The organism is Allobosea vaviloviae (assembly GCF_001298265.1).
GTDB lineage: Bacteria > Pseudomonadota > Alphaproteobacteria > Rhizobiales > Beijerinckiaceae > Allobosea > Allobosea vaviloviae_B.
Genome location: NZ_LGSZ01000054.1, coordinates 69,911 through 86,368, shown reverse-complemented (window position 1 = coordinate 86,368; position 16,458 = coordinate 69,911). Strand labels below are relative to the sequence as shown.

19 protein-coding genes and 2 pseudogenes are annotated in these 16,458 nt (G+C 66.8%); 3 read left to right on the top strand and 18 right to left on the bottom strand.

Features of this window, described 5'->3' with window-relative positions:
- Nucleotides 1-13 precede the first annotated feature (13 nt).
- The 8 genes from AE618_RS21390 to AE618_RS21355 all read right to left on the bottom strand — a co-directional run bounded on the left by AE618_RS21390 (nucleotide 14) and on the right by AE618_RS21355 (nucleotide 5,452).
- Entirely contained in the window at nucleotides 14-751 is a 738-nt protein-coding gene (locus AE618_RS21390; protein ID WP_054211106.1) for a cytochrome c biogenesis CcdA family protein, read from the bottom strand.
- Nucleotides 751-1,293 carry a TlpA disulfide reductase family protein gene (locus AE618_RS21385; protein ID WP_156330403.1) on the bottom strand — a complete coding sequence of 181 codons (543 nt, stop codon included), beginning with the start codon at nucleotides 1,291-1,293 and terminating at the stop codon, nucleotides 751-753. The genes AE618_RS21390 and AE618_RS21385 overlap by 1 nt, the downstream gene beginning before the upstream one ends.
- A gap of 149 nt (nucleotides 1,294-1,442) precedes the next feature.
- Nucleotides 1,443-1,835: a hypothetical protein gene (locus tag AE618_RS21380; protein ID WP_156330402.1), complete on the bottom strand. Its 393-nt coding sequence runs from the start codon at nucleotides 1,833-1,835 to the stop codon at nucleotides 1,443-1,445.
- Between the two features lie 91 nt (nucleotides 1,836-1,926).
- A complete protein-coding gene (locus tag AE618_RS21375) occupies nucleotides 1,927-2,475 on the bottom strand; it encodes a TlpA disulfide reductase family protein (RefSeq protein ID WP_082365448.1) in 549 nt (182 codons plus the stop codon).
- On the bottom strand, nucleotides 2,472-3,092 hold the full coding sequence (locus AE618_RS21370) for an SCO family protein (protein WP_054211102.1): 621 nt from the start codon (nucleotides 3,090-3,092) through the stop codon (nucleotides 2,472-2,474). The genes AE618_RS21375 and AE618_RS21370 overlap by 4 nt, the downstream gene beginning before the upstream one ends.
- Before the next feature lie 8 nt (nucleotides 3,093-3,100).
- Entirely contained in the window at nucleotides 3,101-3,595 is a 495-nt protein-coding gene (locus tag AE618_RS21365; RefSeq protein ID WP_054211101.1) for a copper chaperone PCu(A)C, read from the bottom strand.
- Between the two features lie 50 nt (nucleotides 3,596-3,645).
- The gene (locus AE618_RS21360; RefSeq protein ID WP_156330401.1) at nucleotides 3,646-4,056 is read right to left on the bottom strand and encodes a DUF2946 family protein; all 411 of its coding nucleotides are present in this window, start codon (nucleotides 4,054-4,056) and stop codon (nucleotides 3,646-3,648) included.
- Between the two features lie 55 nt (nucleotides 4,057-4,111).
- Entirely contained in the window at nucleotides 4,112-5,452 is a 1,341-nt protein-coding gene (locus AE618_RS21355; RefSeq protein ID WP_054211099.1) for an Nramp family divalent metal transporter, read from the bottom strand.
- A gap of 110 nt (nucleotides 5,453-5,562) precedes the next feature.
- Here AE618_RS21355 and AE618_RS21350 point away from each other — a divergent pair, with 110 nt between their 5' ends.
- Nucleotides 5,563-6,006: a Fur family transcriptional regulator gene (locus AE618_RS21350; protein ID WP_054211098.1), complete on the top strand. Its 444-nt coding sequence runs from the start codon at nucleotides 5,563-5,565 to the stop codon at nucleotides 6,004-6,006.
- 116 nt (nucleotides 6,007-6,122) lie between these two features.
- Here the strand turns inward: AE618_RS21350 and AE618_RS21345 are convergent, their stop codons facing one another.
- Complete coding sequence (locus AE618_RS21345) at nucleotides 6,123-7,181, bottom strand: L,D-transpeptidase family protein (RefSeq protein WP_054211097.1); 1,059 nt, start codon at nucleotides 7,179-7,181, stop codon at nucleotides 6,123-6,125.
- Nucleotides 7,182-7,264: 83 nt separating this feature from the next.
- Nucleotides 7,265-7,510 (bottom strand): annotated as a pseudogene (locus tag AE618_RS28875) (hypothetical protein).
- Nucleotides 7,511-7,682: 172 nt separating this feature from the next.
- Between AE618_RS28875 and AE618_RS21335 the strand changes: the two are divergent.
- Nucleotides 7,683-8,317 (top strand): annotated as a pseudogene (locus AE618_RS21335) (DsbA family protein).
- A 24-nt stretch (nucleotides 8,318-8,341) separates the two neighbouring features.
- Here AE618_RS21335 and AE618_RS21330 read toward each other — a convergent pair.
- The 8 genes from AE618_RS21330 to AE618_RS21300 all read right to left on the bottom strand — a co-directional run bounded on the left by AE618_RS21330 (nucleotide 8,342) and on the right by AE618_RS21300 (nucleotide 15,928).
- On the bottom strand, nucleotides 8,342-8,980 hold the full coding sequence (locus tag AE618_RS21330) for a transglutaminase-like cysteine peptidase (protein WP_054211096.1): 639 nt from the start codon (nucleotides 8,978-8,980) through the stop codon (nucleotides 8,342-8,344).
- Between the two features lie 86 nt (nucleotides 8,981-9,066).
- Nucleotides 9,067-9,327, bottom strand: a complete 261-nt coding sequence (locus tag AE618_RS28125) for a hypothetical protein (RefSeq protein WP_210166467.1) — start codon at nucleotides 9,325-9,327, stop codon at nucleotides 9,067-9,069.
- A 109-nt stretch (nucleotides 9,328-9,436) separates the two neighbouring features.
- Complete coding sequence (locus tag AE618_RS21325; protein WP_054211095.1) at nucleotides 9,437-10,357, bottom strand: cation diffusion facilitator family transporter; 921 nt, start codon at nucleotides 10,355-10,357, stop codon at nucleotides 9,437-9,439.
- Nucleotides 10,358-10,407: 50 nt separating this feature from the next.
- Nucleotides 10,408-11,343: a hypothetical protein gene (locus AE618_RS21320; RefSeq protein WP_210166466.1), complete on the bottom strand. Its 936-nt coding sequence runs from the start codon at nucleotides 11,341-11,343 to the stop codon at nucleotides 10,408-10,410.
- Nucleotides 11,344-11,639: 296 nt separating this feature from the next.
- Nucleotides 11,640-12,194, bottom strand: coding sequence for a copper chaperone PCu(A)C (locus tag AE618_RS21315; protein WP_054211093.1), 555 nt, complete (start codon nucleotides 12,192-12,194; stop codon nucleotides 11,640-11,642).
- On the bottom strand, nucleotides 12,191-12,730 hold the full coding sequence (lspA, locus tag AE618_RS21310; RefSeq protein ID WP_248307486.1) for a signal peptidase II: 540 nt from the start codon (nucleotides 12,728-12,730) through the stop codon (nucleotides 12,191-12,193). The genes AE618_RS21315 and lspA overlap by 4 nt, the downstream gene beginning before the upstream one ends.
- A complete protein-coding gene (locus AE618_RS21305; RefSeq protein ID WP_054211092.1) occupies nucleotides 12,727-13,356 on the bottom strand; it encodes a methyltransferase family protein in 630 nt (209 codons plus the stop codon). The genes lspA and AE618_RS21305 overlap by 4 nt, the downstream gene beginning before the upstream one ends.
- 13 nt (nucleotides 13,357-13,369) lie before the next feature.
- Nucleotides 13,370-15,928: a heavy metal translocating P-type ATPase gene (locus AE618_RS21300; protein ID WP_197280852.1), complete on the bottom strand. Its 2,559-nt coding sequence runs from the start codon at nucleotides 15,926-15,928 to the stop codon at nucleotides 13,370-13,372.
- Between the two features lie 79 nt (nucleotides 15,929-16,007).
- On the opposite strand from AE618_RS21300, the gene AE618_RS21295 reads away from it, so the two are divergent.
- Nucleotides 16,008-16,451 (top strand): MerR family transcriptional regulator, encoded by a 444-nt coding sequence (locus AE618_RS21295; protein ID WP_248310966.1) that lies wholly within the window; start codon nucleotides 16,008-16,010, stop codon nucleotides 16,449-16,451.
- The last annotated feature ends 7 nt before the right edge of the window (nucleotides 16,452-16,458 follow it).

The following is a 16,458-nucleotide window of genomic DNA, read 5'->3' as shown; positions in this document are numbered from 1 at the left end:
GAAATCACGCCTTTCATCCGATTTTGGCGAGGAAGGGGAAGGTTTCGAGAAGCCAGAAGGCGATCGTCGAGAGCTGGCCAGACATCATGGCCAGGCCCATCGCGATCATGGTGACGCCGGCCATGATCTGCAGAGCGCGTCCCGCGCCGCGCAGGCGGCGAAGTCTCGCCGTCATGCCGTCTGCGAACAGCGCCGTCAGCAGGAAGGGGATCGCGAGGCCGAGCGAATAGACGCTCAAGAGCGCGACGCCGCTGGAGGCCGATGGCGACGTCGCGCTGACAGTCAGGATGGCGCCGAGAACGGGGCCTATGCAGGGCGTCCAGCCGAAGGCGAAGGCGAGGCCGAGAAGGTATGCGCCGACCGGCCGACCGCCGGCGATCGGCGCCTGGACCCGAAGCTCGCGCTCCAGCCAGGACAGGCGCACGAGCCCGGTCGTGAAGACGCCGAAGACGAGGACGATCGCGCCTCCGACGATGCCGGCCTCATAGCGATAGGCGAGGAGGAGGTGGCTGAGCGCGCTCGCGCCCGCGCCGAGCAGCACGAAGACCGTCGAGAAGCCGAGCACGAACCAGACGCTCATCACGACGGCGTTCAGCCGTGATGAGGATCGGGAAGGCGGATCGACGGTCGCGGCCGAGCCGCCGGCGATATACGAGACGTAGCCGGGGACGAGCGGCAGGACGCAGGGTGAGAGGAACGAGACCGCCCCGGCCGCAAGCGCCGCCCAGATGCCGATATTGGCGATGTCCATCAGCGGGCCTGCCTTCCAGGACGATCGGCGAGAAGCCCCGCGATCTCGTCCATCATGGGCTTCTCGTCCCATGCCTTGACGCCATGCCAGCGCCCCTTTTCGGAGCCGTCGGGGCCGAGCAGGATCGTGGTCGGGAGCCCCGAGATGGCCAGTCGGCCAACCGACACGCCCGTCGGGTCGAGGACGACCGGCAGGTCCTTGACGCTCAGCTGCTCCAGCAGCGGCTCGACGACGTCCGCGCCGTCGCGATCGACCGAGAGTGCAATCACGGCGGGAGGCCGTCCGCCCAGGCCGCGATGGAGCCTCGCCAGCGCCGGCAGCTCCTGGCGACAGGACCAGCACCATGTCGCCCAGACGGTCAGCAGCACGGCCTGCCCGCGAAGGCCGGCAAGTCCGGTGGAGCTGCCGTCGAGCCGCTGGAACACGAGCGCGTCGGCGCTCCGTGATCGCGACGTCCTGTCGGCGACCACGACATAGCAGACGACGACCGCCAGCGTCGCCATGGCGACCGCCGACAACACGAGCCGTCTGGATATGAGCACTGGTCCGATCAATCTCGGGCCTCGAAAGCGGAATGGTCATGCCGCGCAAGTCCAGCATGGCGAGCGTCCACGCTCACGGCCGGCGGCGACGGGTCTGGACTGAAAGGCTTGCGCGCGATGACGCCGCAGGCCGCGCGAAGGCTCGCCCTTCAGCTGCGGTGCGGTGGACCCGTCGCTTGCGGCGGACCTTGCGGGCTGCACGAAGCCGGCGCGTCGAGACGCTGCACAAAGATCGTCTCGGACGGTGCGGCGCGTCTGGGGATCAGCGATGCCGGTGCGGGGGGAGTAAACGGCGCCAGCGCGACCGATTTCGCCCAGACGCAGCAGGCATTGACGCCCTCGACATGGGCCGACCGATCACGCTTCGATTCCGGCGTGGCGCCACATATCTCGACGAGGGAGATTTCCCCCACGTCGAACTTGGCGGCGAGATGGGTGCTGCCGGCAAGCGCGCTCGCCATCAACTGGAACATCAGCACGAGACCGCAGACGGCGGCCAGAAGGCCTCGCCCCAGATCCCGTGATGTGCCGATCGACGTCATGATTGGAGAATAGCCCAGGCGGTCGGAGCTGAGCAATCGCGGCGCAGCGTCCTCGCGCTCTGTTGACCGGCCCTGCCTGCGGCGACGGGGATCATCGCGTCGTCTCCCTGGACCTGGCGATGTGCTCGTCGATGTCCGCCACGGTTGCCGGCTGGTCCCACTCACGTGCCCCCGGCCAGCGGGCGATCTCGCGGCCTGCCGGGTCGATGAGCACGGTCGTGGGCAATCCGGTGATCTTCAGCGCCGGCATGCTCCTGGCCTCGCGGTCGAGATAGATCGCCAGGCGGCTTAGCCCCGTCCGCTGAAAGAACGGCTGCACCACCTCCAGCCCCTGCCGGTCGATCGACAGGGCCACGACCTCGAACGTGCCGCTGCCCTTTATCGCCTGCAGCCGGTCGAGCGACGGCATCTCCTTGACGCAGGGCGGGCACCAGGTCGCCCAGACGTTGAGCAGGACGAAGCGGCCGCGGAAGGCCTCTCCCGACAGCAGTCGTCCATCGGCGGTCTCGATCGTCAGTCCGGCCAGGACGGGCGCTGCCGGCTGAACTCGTCGCGTGGCGAAGAGATAGCCGGATGCCGCTGCAATCACGATCGCCGCCAGCATCGCGGCGACGAACACCCTGCGCCCACGAGGGCTCATCGGAGCACCATGCGGACCTTCTCCAGCGCGGAAGCCTCCTCCTCGTGGTAGTCGATCATCGTCCGGAAGCTGCCGTCGGCCTTCATCAGATAGACCGAAGCCGAATGGTCCATGGTGTAGCCGCTCTCGGTCGGGATCTTCTTCGCATAGGCCTTGTAGGCGGCGAGCGCCGCATCGACCTGCTCGCGGGAGCCAGTCAGGCCCACCACGCGGGGATCGAAGGACTGGAGGTAGAGCGCGAGCTGTTCCGGCGTGTCGCGCTCGGGATCGACCGTGATCAGCAGGATCTGCAGGCGATCCGCCGCCGCTCCGATCTTCCCGGTCAGGTTGGCCATCTGTACCAGAGTGGTCGGGCAGACCTCGGGGCAGTGCGTGAAGCCGAAGAAGACCGCCATCGGTTTGCCGCGATAGTCGGCGTCGGTGACCGACCTGCCGGTGTGGTCTACCAGCGTGAACGGCCCGCCGATCGCGGGCACGCCCTGGACGGCCGCGCGACCGGCGAGCGAGCGACCGGGACCATCGACCTGCCACCACCCCAGCATGAGGGCAGCGCTGACGAAGGCTATGAGAACGACGCCGGCCCAGGCGCCGTAGCGGATCCATTTGAGGATTGGCATGGCGCGCCTCAGTGCCCGGTATGGCCTGTCGCGGCCGGTTGCGGCGCGCCGACGGCTTGCACCTGCAGCTCGACCGCGACCGCGCCGGCGCGCTCGAAGACCAGCATGGCCTTGACCTTTTCGCCCTGCTTCAGCGGCGCCTTGAGATCGACCAGCATCAGGTGCAGCCCGCTCGGCTTGAACTCCACCGTCTGGCCGGGCGGGACGACGACGCCGTCCGTCTTCTCGCGCATCCGCATGATGCCGTCTGTGAGGCTGCTCTCGTGGATTTCGACGCGAGCCGCCGCCTCGGTCGAGCCGCCGACCAGACGGTCGGGCTCCGGGCCGATGTTCTCGATGGCGAGATAGCCGCCGCCGACTTTCGCCGAGGGCGGCGTCGCCCTGGCCCAGGGATGGCCGATCTTGAGCGTCCCGACAGCATAAACGTGGGCGCGGACGGGGGTGGCGGCATAGGCCGCCAAAGACAGGGCGACGCCGGCGGCGCCGATCGCGAAACGCTTCATGGATGATCCTCGTCAGGGTGATGGTGCCGGCGGGAGGGCCGGCGCTCAGGTCACGCTTTGAGGATGGGAGGTGCCCTTGACCCCTGGGCGGTCGCCGCTCGGAACAGGATCGCCGGCGGCGCGGCCTGTCCGAACGCGATCGGCAGGCCGGCCGGAACGAGGTAGGGGATGGCGATCGCCGGCGAGGTCGGAGGCAGGACGGGATCGACCGCCACCGAGGCGCTCCAGGCGCAACAGGACGGCTGCGCGGTCGCGTGGTGCGGGCTTTCGTCCGATGCAGGCGCGTCGGGAGCCTGAGCACCCGAGCACAACGCTTGCGTCAGGCCTGGCTCGCCGACCGACATGGCAAGGCGCGAGCCAGCGGCGGCGCTTGCGAACACCCCTTGCAGGATCAGGACATAGGCCATCGCCAGCGCGAGCAGCGCCCGGATGATGACGGTTCTGGCCGGTCGTATTGTCACGGGCCGGACATAGCGGGGCGCTGCCGCCCCCGCAATGCGACATGGCGGATCACGCTCAACCCGTGGCGAGGTCGAACAGCAGCTTCATGTTCAAGGCGATGATGATCGCGGCGATCAGGGCTGCGGTGACGGTCAGCCATTTCGGTGCCACCATCTCGCCCATCTTGCTCCTCGACGCGGTGAACATGACGAGAGGCACGATCGCGAAGGGCAGTTGCAGGCCGAGAATGACCTGGCTCAGGATCAGGAGCTTGCCGGTCTCGCTGGCGCCGTAGATCCAGGTCACGATGATCGCGGGGATGATGGCGACCAGCCGCGTGACGAGCCGCCTGACCCAGGCCGGCAGCTTGATGTCGAGGAAGCCTTCCATGACGATCTGGCCGGCCATCGTCGCGGTCACGGTCGAGTTCAGTCCGCAGCACAGCAGCGCGATGGCGAAGAGCGTCGGCGCGATCGACAGGCCCAACAGGGGCGCGAGCAGTTCATGAGCGCGGCCTAGCTCCGCGACGTCGGTCTGGCCGGTCTTGTGGAAGGTCGCCGCCGCCAGAATCAGGATCGAGGCATTGACCAGGAGCGCGAACATCAGCGCCACGGTGGAGTCCACCGTCGCCCATTTCAGGGCGTCGCGCTTCTCGGGCAGGCTCTCGCCGAAGGCCCGCGTCTGCACGATCCCCGAATGCAGATAGAGGTTATGGGGCATCACGGTCGCCCCGATGATGCCAAGCGCGAGATAGAGCATCTGCGGGTTGGTGACGATCTGCGTCGTCGGCGCGAAGCCGCGCACGACCTGGCCCCAGTCGGGGTCGGCAAGGGCGATCTGGACGCCGAAGCAAATCGCAATCACGCCGAGAAGCGTGATGATGAAGGCCTCGATCCAGCGGAAGCCCTTGTTCTGCAGCCAGAGGATCACGAAGACGTCGAGCGCCGTGACGACGACGCCGATTTCCAACGGCATGCCGAAGAGCAGATTGAGCGCGATCGCCGTGCCGATGACTTCCGCCAAGTCGGTGGCGCAGATCGCGAGTTCCGCCAGTAGCCAGAGCGGCCATGACACGGCGCGGGGATAGGCGTCGCGGCAGGCCTGGGCGAGGTCGCGGCCCGAGCCGATGGCCAGCCGCGCGCAGAGCGCCTGCAGGATGATCGCCATGATGTTGGAAAGAAGCGCGACGAAGAGCAGCGTGTAGCCGAACTGCGCCCCGCCGGCGAGCGAGGTCGCCCAGTTGCCGGGGTCCATGTAACCGACGGCGACGAGATAGCCCGGGCCGAAGAAGGCCAGGAATTTGCGCCACGGCGTCGCGCCGGGCGCGACCGAGATCGTCCTGAAGACGTCGAGCAGTGACGGTTCGCCACGAGCCTTGCGCCAACCGGTTTCAACGGTCTCGACCTTGTTGAGCATCGCCCGCCCCTGAAATTGCAATTCGTTTGCAAAAGCAGATTACGGGCGCCTGCCACATTGTCAATGCATTTGCGAACCATTCTCATTAATGAGGCTGGAGGGAGGAAGCGATGTCCGACGCAGCCGATGTTCTGATCAGCCATTGCCGCCAGGCGGGGCAGCGCATCACGGCGCCGCGCCGCATCATCGCCGACGTCGTCGCCAGGGCCGACGATCATCCAGACGTGCCGGAGATCTACCGCCGGGTTGCCGAGATCGATCCGGGCATATCACTATCGACCGTCTATCGAACGGTGAAGATCTTCGCCTCGACGGGCCTCGTCGAACGCCACAGCTTCGCCGGCGGACGCGCCAGGATCGAGCCGGCATCCGAGATCCATCACGACCATCTGATCGACATCGAGAGCGGCGCGGTCATCGAGTTCAGGTCCGACGAGATCGAGCGGCTGCAGGCGCTGGTGGCGAGGGAGTTAGGCTTCGAGCTGACCGCTCATCGCCTCGTCCTCTATGGCCGCCCGCTCGCCAGGAAGGCGCGCCGCACCCGGAAGCCATGAGGCAAGCCCAATCACAGGCGGCCTCCAGCCGCTGCATCGCTCGGCCCGTCAGCTCCGATCCCGCTCCGCAACGCGAAGGCTGGCGTTGGCCTGGCCTAACGCGACCGGGGCAGTGCTCACCGTGGTGCGAGGGAGCCGGTCGTATCGGTTCGGCCGGGCGCGTCGTCTCCGCCGAACGGATCGGCGAGCGCCGCATCCGGACGACTGATCTCGACCTTGCCGGCGACCATGGGTTGCATGCGCTCGGGCCCAAGGCTCTTGAGCATCGTGCGGAAGCTCTGGTGCATGCCGCCGTCCAGATGGGCGTAGCTCATCGCCGGTGTTCCGCTGCCGATCAGTTCGGCGAAGCGGGCCTCGTCACGCGCTTGGCGCTGCGACACCAGGGGCTGCACGTCCGGGTCGATCTCGTAGGGCGGACAGGCCTCGGCCGGCGCGAACGGTCCCGAGCCCTCCCTGGCATTGAAGACGTAGCGGCGACCGCAGGCCGCGAGCTTGGGCGGCTGCTTCGTCGCCTCGAAATGATCCGCGCCCTCCTTCAGGTTCCGCCAGAAGGCGATGTGAGGGCTGTTGCGATGCCGCGCCATGTTCTCCGGCGTCATGCGAAAGGGCAGCGCCTGGACCTGGAAGCTGCGCTGCCCGCCGGCGAAGGCCTCGCGCGCCAGACCGTAGATCTCGGTGACGCCCTCGTCGGTCATGGCGAAACAGCCGGCCGAGGTGCAGGCGCCGTGGACCATCAGCGCCGAGCCTGTAGCGCCTTGCGACTTCTCCAGCGGGTTGGGGTAGCCGAGATTGAACGACAGGTAGAATTGCGAGCGCGGGTTCATCAGGTCGGCGGTGACGCTGTAGAAGCCTTCCGGCGCCTGCCGGTCGCCCTCACGCTTTTTGGGGCCAAGCTGGCCCGACCAGCGGCACATCGGATAGGTTTTGAGCAGGGCGTACTGGCCGCTGCGATCGCGCTTCCAGACCTCGAGCTCGCTTTCCTTCTTGAAGATGCGCACGAGGATGGGATCGCTTTGGCTCATGCCCTTGGCCGACATGTCCGAGACAAGCCGGGCAGGCAGCGGCTGGAGATGACGTGTGTCTCCGTCGCCGGTGACGCAGCCCGAGAGGACCAACGCTCCCAGCATGAGCCCGAGGGCAAGACGCAGGGTCGAGAAGCGGATCTGTGAGAGCATGCGAGAATTTTTGCGCGAACGAAGCTGACAAAGCGTCAAAAAGGACGGTTAACGACTCTCTACAACCTGATGCCACTTGAGGTTCAAGGGGTAATCGTCGGCGTTCGCCCGACGCTCGCACGCTTGGTCCACCAGCGCCGCAGCGCGACGACCGACCAGATCGCCTCGACGACGCCGAAGGGCCAGGCGCCCTGCAGGAAGCCGTAGACCGAGCCGAGCGCGCAGGCGACGGCGAAGCCCAGGACGAATCAGGGACTGCGCTCCTCGAAGGCGTAGGTGACAAGCATGAGCGTCACGGCGACGAGGCCGAAAAGGGTAAGAACGTCCATCAGGCGATCATGTGCGGTTGCGGCGATCGAACGCCGTCATACCCAATTCCGTCCATCGGCGCAGATCCAGCACTGCGACCGCCTGTCGCATCACATTGAAGACGGAATGCCGCCGGAGGCATTGAACCTGAAGTGGCTTCGGGTGCGATCAGTGTTCCGAAGGGAGGATTCCATGTTCGCACGTCGCTCGCTGCTTCGGCTCACGGTCGGGCTCGTCGCCGTTGGTTTAGGCGGCCGATCGGCGACCGCCCAGACCGTCCTTGCTGCGAAGCTGCTGGAGCCCGGCCCGCTTCCCGAGAAGGTCTTCGGCGTCGCCGACGCGCAGGTTACCGTGATCGAGTACGCCTCGCTCACCTGCCATCACTGCATGAATTTCCACATCAAGACCTGGCCGGCGTTCAAGGCGAATATGTCGATACCGGCAAGGTTCGCTTCATCGCGCGCGAGTTCCCGCTCGACCCTCTTTGGGCTGCGGGCTTCATGCTGGCGCGCTGCGGCGACGAGGCGAAGTGGTACCCAATCGTCGACATGCTCTACAACACGCAGGAGGGCTGGGCGCATTCGCCCAAGCCGCTCGACGCCCTGACGCAGACGATGAAGCAGGCCGGCTTCACGCAGGAGACGGTCGAAGCCTGCCTGCGGCGCGAAGACCTCTTCACGGGCGTCAAACAGTTCCAGGAGCGCGGCTCCAAGGAGTTCGGCGTCAACTCGACGCCGACCTTCTTCATCAACGGCGAGAAAAAGGTCGGCGCGCTGACGATCGAGGAGTTCGACAAGATCCTCACGCCGCTGCTGGCCGGGCGCTGAGCGCGCCGGCCCCAGTCGGCGATGCTAGCGCGAGCCCTTGATCGCGGCGGTGACGACGTCGGGCCGGCCGAGGAAGCGGCCGAGATCCTGCCAGACGTTCTGGTTCTCCGGCGACTGCCGCCGGATGAAGGTCAGGCCGGATTTCGACCAGGGCAGAACCTTGTCGGTCTGGTTGTCGAGGACGAACTCGCCCCGGTCCGTGACGACCGTCAGCACGGCGTGGCCGCCGCCTTCCTTGTCGATCACCACGGTGATGAGCAGCGCCGAGAGGGGCCAGCCGCGCTTCACGAGTTCGCGCCGCTTCTCGAGGACGTAGTCCTCGCAGTCGCCCTTGCCGGTTTTGGCGTAGTCCCAGTTCTCGATGACGCCGAACTGGTCCTGGTCGGTGACCGGCTCGATCGCCTTGTTGAACTTCAGGTTGACTGTCAGGAGTTCGCTCCAGGACCTGTCGTCGAGGCGCATGACGGTTGCCGCCGAGCGCGGGGTCCGGCAGTCAGTGGGATTGTCCACGCAGAACTGCTGCCAGCCGATCGGCGTCCGCGAGGGCTGGCCGGCATGGAGGTGGGCGAGGTCGGTGTAGCCGGCCGCGAGGGCCTGCGTGACTACGCCGGACATCGCGATGCCGAAAACTATCGCTGCGAAGATGCTCTGAACTTTGTTCATGACGCTCCCCTTTTCGTTGAGAGCGTTTCTAGCGAAGACGCGTTGAATTGACGCGAAATCAGACGGCTAAACTGTAAGGCTAAGATTCAGATTTTATTGATATTTCTTGCGGCGCTATCAACCTTAAGAAAGGCTTCCGGGATGCCACGTTTCTCTCTACTCAAAGGATCTTGTACTCCGCTCGCCGCCGCGCCGATGCCGTTCGGTCTGGCATCATGAAGTCGCGCAACGGCGCTCTGGCTGCGGCCCTGATCGCACTGGCTGTCTTGTTCTACGCGGTTACCTTCGTGCGCATGCGCGAGACGGAAGATCGACGCCACCAGACAGACCCAAAGGCGCACTCTCAAGGCGTTTCATCGTCACCGTCTCGACCTTGACAGTCCCAAGCGGGCGCGCTTCCCAAAAAGCCGTTCTTCCCTCGCGCTCCCAAGCCCGCCTCGCTGCGGCGCCGATCGTCTACAGGCGGGTGACGTGGCCTGGGGCGCCTCTGATCGCTTCGTCCTCGATCTGGATCGTCGTGTGGGTCAGCCCGAACTCCGAGCGCATGGCCGCGCTCGCGGCCGTGAGGATGGCCGCCGACTTCGTCATGTCGTCGACGACGAGATGGCAGCTCATCGCGTCCAGCCCCGAGGTGAGTGTCCAGACATGCAGGTCGTCGACCGCCACCACGCCGGGGATATCCGACAGCTTGGCCTTCAGCAGCGCCATGTCGACCTCGGGCGGCGTGCCCTCGAGCAGGATATGGACGGCCTGCTTGAGCAGGCTCCAGGTCCGCGGCACGATGAACAGGCCGATGCCGGCGCCGACGATCGGATCCACGATCGTCCAGCCGGTCAGGAGGACGACGATGGCTGCCACGATGACGCCGAGCGAGCCCAGCATGTCGCTCAGAACCTCGAAATAGGCGCCCTTGACGTTGAGGCTTTCGGACGATCCGCCAGAAAGGAGCTTCATGCTGAGGAGGTTGACGCCGAGTCCGACGACCGCGACCGCCAGCATCGGGCCGCCGATGATCTCGGGCGGGTTCTGGAAGCGCCGATAGGCCTCGTAGAGGATGTAGACCGTCAGCACGAGGAGAACGACGGCGTTGGTCAGCGCCGAGAGGACTTCCGCGCGGACGTAGCCATAGGTCTTCTCCGGCGTTGCGGGCCTTTCGGCGAAGCGGATCGCGATCAGCGCCAGAGCGAGGCCGCCGGCGTCCGTGAGCATGTGGGCCGCGTCCGCCAGCAGCGCCAGGCTGCCGGTCCACAGCCCGCCGACGACCTCCGCGACCATGAATGCGGTCGTCAGGCCGAGCGCCATCGCGAGCCGGCTCTTGTGCCTGCCGGCCGCCGTGCCCGCCGGCGCCGCGCCCGTATGGGAATGTCCCGAACCCATGATCTTGCTCCGTGTCGCGGCGCGTTGCCGTCGAGGCCGTTGGCGCGTGGCTAGAAGCCCAGAAAGATGATCCCGACACCGAGAAACATGAGCAGCGAGCCGAGAATGCCGCTCTCGTAGCGTTCCAGAAACTCAAGCCGAAGACGCTCGATCCCCGACATCGTCAGCCAGGTGAAAATGACCATTCCGGATATGGTGGCGACCGAAAGGACCGCGCTCAAGAGGAGGAATCCGGGCCAGCCATACGAGATCCCCGACAGGTAAACCGGCAGGAAGCCTTCGCAGGGCGAAAAGGTCAGGAGCGTGAACAGGCTGACGATGACCGCGCGGTCGGATTTCGGCGCCGCGCCCGTGACGCCGCGCGCCGCATTGGCGGCCGGAGCCGCGTGCGCATGCGCGTGCTCCTTGTAACTCAGCGCATGGCGATGGGCATGGGAGCCGTGCGCAAGGCTGAAGGTGGCGTCGAACTCATGCGGCTCCGGAATCTCCTCGCGGGATTCGAGGAAGCCGTCCCTGGCGACGAACGAGAAGGATTGCCGCGCTCCGTCGGGGCGCAGGGTTTCGAGCGAAACCGCCTCGACGCCGGGCAGGTCCGCGCCCGCCTCGGCCCGCAGGCGGAACCGGGGTGGGACGCCGTCCTCGAAGACCTCGAGCAGCAGCATGCCATGGCCCGTATCGATCCGCTTGGTCTCGTCCTCGTGGCCGTGCGTATGCTGGTTCGGGCCTTGGGCATGCGAATGACCGTGGCTGTGGCCGCCATGACCGCCATGGCTATGACCGCCTGAGCCGAAATGACTGTGGCCGTGGCCCTCGCCGCGCGCCTGCCGGACAAGGTAGTAGAGTCCGAACAGGATCAGTGCGCCGCCGGCGATCCAAGGAAAGACAGTGCCGGTCCACTTGCTCGTCTCGATGCCGAGCCAGACCACCAGGACGCCGAGCATGGTGGTGAACAGGACGTGGCCCGCGCCGCAGAGCGCCACCACCATCAGAGTCTTGCCCTTGCTCCAGCGCTGCCCGCGCCCGGCCATGACGAATGGCAGCCAGTGGGTCGGGATCGCCGCGTGGGCGAAGGCGACGACGAAGCCTGTCGCCATGATCGACAGGAGGAAGGGCTCATTCACCGCGTCGTTCTCCTGCTGGCTCCGCTCTCAGCTTCCGGTTCTCTCGAACAGGAGAGCGGTATCGGGCGCTTGCGCGCCTGTTCAGATCAATCGAATGGTCCGTCGATCGCGCCGATCGCAGCCTTCCCCTGGAAAGGGTAAGACGGTCGATGTCATCGCTCTCAACCATGGTCCTTGTGCTCCGGTTCGCCGAGATTCTCGACGCGGATATGGGCCGGGAGGCGGCCGGCGCGCTCGACGACGAACGTCACCGGGATGGAGCCGCCGGGCTCGACCTTGGCGTTGAGGCCGATCAGCGTGATCTGATGCGTTCCCGGCCTCAGCGACACCCTGCCGTTGCCTGGAACGGCAAGCTCGTCGAGTTCGATGGGACGAACGAGTCCGGTCTTGGTGTCCAGCGCCTTCAGGATGGCGTGATGGGCGGCGGCGGTCTCGATCTTGAGCAGCCGATCGGGATGGGCGCCGCTGTTGCTGAAGGTCGCGTAGAACGGGAACTGGTCGCCCTTGAGGGCCGACCCCTTCGCCCATGGATGGATCACGGCGACGCCGCCGCGCTGCGCCACCGGCTCGGGATGGATCTGGCCCATGGCGAGCAGCCCTGCGCCGACCAGCACGACAAGCCCACCGAGGCGCCAGACGGCAGCCCGCGAGAGCAGTGCGAATGGCTTGATGTCGGCGGAAGCCGCGGTCGCAAGCCATCGCCTGATCCGCTTCACGTCCGCTCCCCCGACTCGCTTTGAGCGGCCTTCGTCTCCGCCAGACCCGCGCCCGATCGGCCACGCCGATAATCGGCCAAAGCGGCCAGCAGCATCAGGCCGACGCCGGCTGAGATGGCGATGTCGGCACCGTTGAAGGTCGGCCAGTGCCAGCCGCCCCAGTGCAGGTCGATGAAGTCCGTCACGGCGCCCTGACTCCAGCGGTCCTTCGCATTGCCGAGCGCGCCGCCGGCGACCAGCGCAAGACCGATGCGTTCCGCCCGGATCGGGCTCCTGACGGCCCAGACCATCAGGCCGAGCGCGACGGCGACCTTGAATGCGGCCAGAAGACCCGGCCATGCCTCCAGCGTGTCGCGGCCGATCCCGAAGCTGACGCCGTAGTTAAAGCCCAGACGCAGGTTGAGGAATGGCGCGATCTCGATCACGCGCGGCGGCTCCATGACATAGGTCAGGATCAGCCATTTCGAGAGCTGATCCAGCGCCGCGGCCGCGACCGCCCAGCCCAGGACGTCTCCGAGCCGCTTTTGCATCGTCATGGCGTTGTGTTCCCCGCGCGGCGGCGCGTTCCGAGCCAGCGCCGGACGCGCTGCCGGTAGTCGCGATAAGGCTCGCCGAGGGTCTGCGAGAGGACGCGCTCCTCAATGCGGACCTGGAGGATGATGGCGATCAGGAGCACGAGCGTCAGGCCCGCCTGGATCAGGCTGGGCAGCACGATGAAAAGGCCCACGAACAGCAGGGCCTGTCCGACGAAGACCGGGTTGCGCGAGATCGCGAAGGGGCCGTCGTCGACGATCGGCCCCAGTTCGCCCTCAGCCGCGCCGATCCGCCAGGACAAGCCCATATGGCGTTGGGACAGGATCGCGACGCAGGCCCCGACCACGACGAGAAGATGCCCGAGCACATCGAGCCAGGGCCCGTCCAGGGCCTCAGAGAGGGGATCCGCCTCGACCGGGTTGCCGACCAGCGCCAGCACGAGCGGCCAGATTACCGCGCCGGCGAAAGCGAGGCGGAACAGCGTGGCGGGCAGCGCCTGTTTTTCGCGCCCCTTGTCGAAGAGCCAGATCGGCCGCCCCGCCTCTTTCGCGAGGATGGCCGACATGGCGAGGAAGCTGATGACGTAGACGACCGTCATCAGGTAGCTGGCGATTTCCATGCCCGACATGGCGCGCTGCCCGTCAGGCCGCTCGGCCGGCGTTGAAGCGCAGCAGCCGCAGGGCGTTGGCCGTCACGATCACGGTCGCGCCGGTGTCGGCCAGGATCGCAACCCAGAGGCCGGTGTAGCCGAACACGGTCGTCACGAGGAATACAGCCTTCAGCCCGAGCGCGATGGCGATGTTGACGCGGATGTTGCCCATCGTCGCGCGCGCCAGGCGGATCATGGCGGGCACGTCGCGGACGCGGCTCTTCAGGATCGCGGCGTCGGCGGTCTCGAGCGCGACGTCGGTGCCCGACCCCATCGCCACGCCGATGCCGGCGGCGGCCAGCGCCGGCGCATCGTTGATGCCGTCGCCGATCATCATGACCGAGGCCTTGGCCGACAGCGCCTTGATGGCCGCGACCTTGTCCTCCGGCATCAATTCGGCTTTGTGTTCCATCCCGAGCGAGCCGGCGATGGCCGCGCCCGTGCGGGCATTGTCGCCGGTCAGCATCAGCGAGCGGATTCCCATCGCCTTCAGCTCGGCGATGCCGGCGGCCGCGTCCTCGCGCGGCTCGTCGCGCATGGCGATCAATCCGATGAGCACGCCGTCGGCAAGAACGGCGGCGACGGTCTTGCCCGCGGTCTCCAAGTGTTCCACGGCGGCTTTCGCCTGGTCATCGAAGCTGACCCGCGAGAGCGCGTGGCGCGGCGCGCCGACGAAGATCGCGGTTTCGTCGAGCGTGCCGGTCACGCCCTGTCCGGGGATCGCCTTGGCCTCCGTCGCGTTGCGCATCGGGATCGCATGCGCCTTGGCGCGCTCGATGATCGCCAGCGCCAGCGGGTGGCTCGACCCGGTCTCGACCGAGGCCGCGAGCTCAATAACCTCCCGCTCGCTCCGTCCCAACGCGACGACCTCGGTCACGCGCGGGCGTCCCTGCGTCAGCGTGCCGGTCTTGTCGAAGGCGACGATGCCGGTCTTCGCGGCGGCCTCGATGACGACACCGCCCTTCATCAAGAGGCCCTGACGTGCGCCTGTCGAGAGCGAAGCCGCGATCGACGCCGGCACCGAGATCACCAGCGCGCAGGGACAGCCGATCAGCAGCAGCGCCAGCGCCCGATAGATCCAGACCGACCATTCGCCGCCGAGCATCAGCGGCGGCACGATGGCCACCAGCACCGCCAGTGCCACGATCGCCGGCATGTAGATGCGCGAGAAGCGGTCGATGAAGCGCTCGGTCGGGGCGCGCGCCTCCTGCGCCTCCTCGACCAGCCGAATGATGCGGGAGATCGTGTTGTCCTCCGCTGCCTTGGTGACGCGCACCCGCAGCGCGGCCTCGCTGTTGACCGAGCCGGCGAAGACCGGTTCGCCGACGCCCTTGGTCTTCGGCACGGATTCGCCCGTCACCGGGCTCTCGTCGATGCCGGAGACGCCGTCGGTGATCTCGCCGTCGGCAGGAATGCGGTCGCCGGGGCGCACCAGCACCGTCTGGCCGATCGTGAGGGCGGCCGCGTCGATCGTGCGGGTTTCGCCGTTCTCCTCGACGATCGCCGTCTTTGGCACGAGGTCCTTGAGCGCGCGGATCGAGGCCCGAGCCCTGTCTGCCGCGACGCCCTCCAGCACCTCGCCGACCGCGAATAGGAAGACGACGAGTGCGGCCTCCTCGGCTGCGCCGATGAAGAGCGCGCCGGTGGCGGCGATGGTCATCAGCATCTCGATGGTGAAGGGCATCCCGGCGCTGGCGGCCGCATAGGCCTTGCGCGCCACCGGGACGATGCCGATCACGCAGGCCGCGATGAAGGCCCAATGCGCGATCGCCGGCCAGACGAGGCTGGACGCCCACGCCCCGCCCAGCAGCACGCCCGTCGTCAGGACCAGTCGGCCCTTGTTGGAATGGTACCAGGATACGCCGTCGGGCGTCGCTTTATGAACGTGGCCCGGTAGGCCGTGGCCGGCATCGATGGGGTGCTTGCCGGCGCCTTCCGCTGTCGTGGGTTTGGACTCGTGGCCATCGTGGTCATGCCCCGCCTGATCACGGGTATGCGTCTTCGACGCGATCGCCGCAGCGGTGAACCCGAGGCTGGTGACCTTCTTCTCGATGGCGTCCTGCTTGGTCTGGCTCTCGTCGAGCGCCAGCGTCAGTGTTTCCGACATCATCGAAAGCTTGACCTCGCTCACGCCGGGCATGCGTTCGACCGCGCCGCGGATCGTCGCCGCGCAGCTTGGGCAGTCCATGCCGCCGATCTTCCAGCTCAGGGGCGCAGGCGCGGGTGCGCTCGTCGTCGCCGTCGCCGCCTCGGCCTGCCCTTGAGCATTGCAGCAGCCGCACGCCGCCGGCTCCGGGGCTGGCGTGGTTTTCGTGGCCATCATCGCCGTCGTGTATCCGAGGCTGGAGATGCGCTTCTCGATCGCCTCGCGTCGGGTCTGGCGCTCGTCGAGCGCCAGCGTCAGGGTTTCTGCGACGACCGACAGCTTCACTTCGCTCACCCCGGGCAGACGCTCGACAGCGCCGCGGATCGTCGCCGCGCAGCCCGCGCAATCCATGCCACCTACCTTCCAGCTCAAGGTCTGGAGCCGGGTGTCCGAGGTCGCTGTCATGGTCGTCTCCGCTTGCAGGCGCTATGAGACACCCCAGATACGACCTCTAGCCACTTCAGCTTCAAGAGGGAAAATGCGGATGGCTGAGAAAAACATCGCGCGCGCCATGCCGATCGGTTCGCTCTCGGACCGGACAGGCGTGAAGGTCGAGACCATCCGTTATTACGAGCAGGTTGGGCTGCTGCCGCAGCCCGAACGCTCTGAGGGCAACCAGCGTCGCTTTGGCCGGGTCCATGTCGAACGCCTGGCCTTCATCAAGCATGCCCGCGACCTCGGTTTTCCCGTCGATGGCATTCGTGCGCTGCTCAGACTGTCTGACAATCCCGGCAGGGCCTGCGACGAGGCTCATGCGATTTCCGTCGCCCATCTCGACGACGTGCGCCACAAGATCGCCCGGCTGCGTTCGCTGGAGAAGGAACTGGAGCGGATCGCCGCGACCTGCTCAGGTGGTGTGACAGCGTGCGACTGCAAGATCATTGAGGCTTTGGCCGATCATGGCCAATGTCGCAACCACGCCCATTGACGCCATG

Coding starts and splice junctions, on each gene's coding strand:
- AE618_RS21380 (WP_156330402.1), bottom strand. CDS start 1,835: ATGACGTCGATCGGCACATCACGGGATCTGGGGCGAGGCCTTCTGGCC.
- AE618_RS21320 (WP_210166466.1), bottom strand. CDS start 11,343: ATGGTGGTGGCGCTCTGCGGCGCGGGCCACGTCCTGTTCACCACCATG.
- AE618_RS21295 (WP_248310966.1), top strand. CDS start 16,008: ATGGCTGAGAAAAACATCGCGCGCGCCATGCCGATCGGTTCGCTCTCG.
- AE618_RS21375 (WP_082365448.1), bottom strand. CDS start 2,475: ATGAGCCCTCGTGGGCGCAGGGTGTTCGTCGCCGCGATGCTGGCGGCG.
- AE618_RS21330 (WP_054211096.1), bottom strand. CDS start 8,980: ATGAACAAAGTTCAGAGCATCTTCGCAGCGATAGTTTTCGGCATCGCG.
- AE618_RS21350 (WP_054211098.1), top strand. CDS start 5,563: ATGTCCGACGCAGCCGATGTTCTGATCAGCCATTGCCGCCAGGCGGGG.
- AE618_RS21345 (WP_054211097.1), bottom strand. CDS start 7,181: ATGCTCTCACAGATCCGCTTCTCGACCCTGCGTCTTGCCCTCGGGCTC.
- AE618_RS21370 (WP_054211102.1), bottom strand. CDS start 3,092: ATGCCAATCCTCAAATGGATCCGCTACGGCGCCTGGGCCGGCGTCGTT.
- AE618_RS21305 (WP_054211092.1), bottom strand. CDS start 13,356: ATGTCGGGCATGGAAATCGCCAGCTACCTGATGACGGTCGTCTACGTC.
- AE618_RS21390 (WP_054211106.1), bottom strand. CDS start 751: ATGGACATCGCCAATATCGGCATCTGGGCGGCGCTTGCGGCCGGGGCG.
- AE618_RS21365 (WP_054211101.1), bottom strand. CDS start 3,595: ATGAAGCGTTTCGCGATCGGCGCCGCCGGCGTCGCCCTGTCTTTGGCG.
- lspA (WP_248307486.1), bottom strand. CDS start 12,730: ATGACGATGCAAAAGCGGCTCGGAGACGTCCTGGGCTGGGCGGTCGCG.
- AE618_RS21325 (WP_054211095.1), bottom strand. CDS start 10,357: ATGGGTTCGGGACATTCCCATACGGGCGCGGCGCCGGCGGGCACGGCG.
- AE618_RS21300 (WP_197280852.1), bottom strand. CDS start 15,928: ATGACAGCGACCTCGGACACCCGGCTCCAGACCTTGAGCTGGAAGGTA.
- AE618_RS21355 (WP_054211099.1), bottom strand. CDS start 5,452: ATGCTCAACAAGGTCGAGACCGTTGAAACCGGTTGGCGCAAGGCTCGT.